1 protein-coding gene is annotated in these 268 nt (G+C 58.6%); it reads right to left on the bottom strand.

Going from position 1 to position 268, the window contains the following annotated elements; all coding sequences use genetic code 11:
* On the bottom strand, positions 1-268 hold a 268-nt coding region (locus V6767_RS22740; RefSeq protein ID WP_448475515.1), incomplete at both ends, for a transposase.

Genomic DNA, 268 nt, shown 5'->3' on the forward strand with positions numbered 1-268 from the left:
CCTGTCGAGGAACGCTTTGACCTTGTCGTCAATCTCTTCGCACAGCCGGGAAACCTGGCTTTTGGAAATACCGCTCATGCCCATGGCCTTGACCAGGTCATCGACCGAGCGGGTCGAGACGCCCTGGATGTAGGCTTCCTGGATAACAGCCGTCAGCGCCTTTTCGGCCATGCGCCGCGGTTCGAGAAAGCTCGGGAAGTAACTGCCTGACCGAAGCTTGGGAATGCGCAGTTCCACAGTTCCCGCACGCGTCTCCCAATCACGATCT

The sequence above is a fragment of the Martelella sp. FLE1502 genome, assembly GCF_053484255.1.